This window comes from Slackia sp. (assembly GCF_977041755.1).
The window spans coordinates 1-2,471 of record NZ_CDRRGL010000198.1; the positions used below are offsets into that span (position 1 = coordinate 1).

Consider the following 2,471-nt stretch of genomic DNA (forward strand, 5'->3'; position numbering starts at 1 on the left):
GCCCGAACCCCGATTACGATACCGATTCGTTCAATCGCGCTCGCGAAGCGCTCATTGACGATGTGGTGATGTACGCTGGCCGCGACTTCGAAGCGATTATCGTGTTCGATGGGGCTGACAACGAATATTCCGATGGCAGCTTTGAAAAAATCGCTGGTGTACGCATTATGTTCTCGCGTGCGGGCGATTCCGCCGATAAGGTGATCGAGAAGCTCGCGTGGGATGCGCGCGCCCGAGGCATTGAGACCATGGTGGTGTCGAGCGATGCGGCTATTCAGAACACCGTATTCGGCGGCGGCGTCGATCGCATGAGCGCGAACGGCTTCAGTCGAGCAGTGGCGGTGAATGCCCACGAGTTTCATTTGGATGAGTCGCCGAAAACGGCCGTGAAGAACACGGTCGCTGAGCGTTTGGGCGGCGATACGGTTGCGAAACTGAAGGCGCTTCGCGATTCGCTGTAGTGGGTGAATAAACGAAGCTTCCGACCCTCGGCTTGGCGCAAAGAGTCCCCAAAGGTCGCGCTGCCGTTGTTTTTCGTGCATCGTGGCTCGGCAAAGCTAGCCTCGGGGTTTCTCTTCGAGATGCCGTTTGCGGCTGGAAATGCGCCGTTGAGAAGCGCTCGGGCTTTCGCTACAATCAAATTAACGAATCCGCTTAGGCGTCGCCGTCGTGGTGGCGCCTAAATCGTATTAAGGGAAAGGAGTGGGCCAATGAAAATCCAGGTCGTTGCCGTAGGGAAGTTGAAAGAGCGATTCTGGAAGGAGGCATGCGACGAGTACCTGAAGCGCCTTAAAGGCTATGCGAAGGTGCGCGTCGACGAGGTGCCCGATTGTGATCCGGCGAGAGTCGGTGGGGAAGAGGGCGCGCGCACGAAGGAGGGCCGTTTTATTCTGGAGAAGCTGCCCGAGCATTCGCATGTCATTCTGCTCGATGTGGGCGGAAGACAGCTTTCGAGCGAGGGTATTGCGGCGCGCGTCGATGCGTTGGCGCTTTCCGGCGTGAGCGAGATTTCGTTCATCGTGGGCGGCTCCGGCGGCGTGAGCCAAGGCGTGCACGACGTTGCCGACGAAAGCATGTCTTTCGGCAAAATTACGCTTCCCCATAATCTGGCACGCGTGGTGCTGCTCGAGCAAATCTATCGGGCATTCAAAATCTCGCGTGGCGAGCCATATCATAAATAATTGGTTGCGCCGTTCTGCCGAACGGCGCAACTGCTCGACGCTGCGCCGGGTTTTATGCGGCATCGTGGCTTTCAGGCTTCGCTTTGCGTAGCGCTGCTACGCGGCAGCTCGCCTTCAAGCCAATCTGCTCGCCTAAAACCCTTGCTCGCTGACCTTGGTGCGAATAGGGTTTCTTCGGTGTTGAAAGAAGGGGGTTGCGTGTCACGGCTTCTTGTTGGCGTGCTTTCTGATACGCATGGACGACTTCCTGAAGACGCGTATGCGGAACTGGCCGACTGCGACTTCATCATTCATGCGGGCGACATTTGCGGTCCAGGAATAATGCTCGAGCTTGGTGGGCTTGCGCCGGTATGTGCTGTGCTGGGCAATAACGACTATCCCGAATATGGCGAATCGGTCGGAACGGTGGCGACTCCCCGTATTGGCGGAGTGCGTTTTCTCGTGACGCATACGCCAACGGATTTGCGCGCGATTCTGTCGGGTCGCACAAATGTATTGAAGCCTGGTGACCCCGTGCCGCAGGTGGCGATTCATGGGCATACCCATGTGCCCGAATTGCTGCGCGGTTCGGCCGCTTCTCCCGCCGATGTGGTGCTGTGTCCCGGCTCGGTAACGCGTCCGCGCGGTGGCTCGAAACGGCAGCTTGCGAAAATCGCCATCGAGAATGGCGCCGTGAAAGAAATTCGCTTCGTCGAGCTCGGGTAATCTTCATAATATTCGAACGTGTGTTCGATTATACAATATGATGCGGTAGTGCTCGCCGATTCCTGCGGGTGATGCTTCCTTCGATTTTGATAGGAGTTACCGCCATGGATATTGTGATGGCCGTTGCGACATGGTGCTCAATTATTGGATTTATTTTCGATAGTGCTGAGCGAATCCAAAGCAGGAAGAAACGAGAAAAGAAAATGGTGCCTAGGAAATGAAAAAAGCCGGTCGTAAGACCGGCCCAACATAAACGAAAGCATCACCCGTAGCTAACTCCCCTGGAAAGTGTGTTAGTTCGGCGGGCGCTGCCATCTGACCGTATTATAACACGGCCCAGGTCGTGAAAACAATTTATAACGAAGGGCTTGCTATGGAACTTGATCACGCGGAACTGCAGGAAATGCTTGCCAATGACCCGTATATGCTATTGGTCGACGTGCGCGACGAAGAGGAATTCGATGCTGGGCATATTCCTGGCGCTGGTAACATGTCTGTTGACGATATCGTCGATTGCTTATTCGATTAAGCGCACCGCGAGCCAGGCCAAGCACCGCACCCCAATGGTAAAGGCCTGGAGCTTTC

The 2,471-nt window shown here is 55.7% G+C and carries 4 protein-coding genes; all 4 read left to right on the forward strand.

What is annotated here, in order from left to right; translation table 11 throughout:
* A partial coding sequence (locus ACWI8T_RS09455; RefSeq protein ID WP_449138762.1) for an NYN domain-containing protein occupies positions 1–461 on the forward strand: 461 nt, incomplete at its 5' end.
* Positions 462–710: 249 nt separating this feature from the next.
* Positions 711–1,181 (forward strand): 23S rRNA (pseudouridine(1915)-N(3))-methyltransferase RlmH, encoded by a 471-nt coding sequence (gene rlmH / locus ACWI8T_RS09460; protein ID WP_329932711.1) that lies wholly within the window; start codon positions 711–713, stop codon positions 1,179–1,181.
* Positions 1,182–1,379: 198 nt separating this feature from the next.
* Positions 1,380–1,886 carry a metallophosphoesterase family protein gene (locus ACWI8T_RS09465; protein WP_337493172.1) on the forward strand — a complete coding sequence of 169 codons (507 nt, stop codon included), beginning with the start codon at positions 1,380–1,382 and terminating at the stop codon, positions 1,884–1,886.
* Between the two features lie 373 nt (positions 1,887–2,259).
* Entirely contained in the window at positions 2,260–2,415 is a 156-nt protein-coding gene (locus tag ACWI8T_RS09470) for a rhodanese-like domain-containing protein (RefSeq protein WP_449138763.1), read from the forward strand.
* Positions 2,416–2,471: the final 56 nt, after the last annotated feature.

Excerpts from the sequence above, each read along its gene's own strand:
- rlmH (WP_329932711.1), top strand. The coding sequence starts at position 711 with ATGAAAATCCAGGTCGTTGCCGTAGGGAAGTTGAAAGAGCGATTCTGG.
- ACWI8T_RS09470 (WP_449138763.1), top strand. The coding sequence starts at position 2,260 with ATGGAACTTGATCACGCGGAACTGCAGGAAATGCTTGCCAATGACCCG.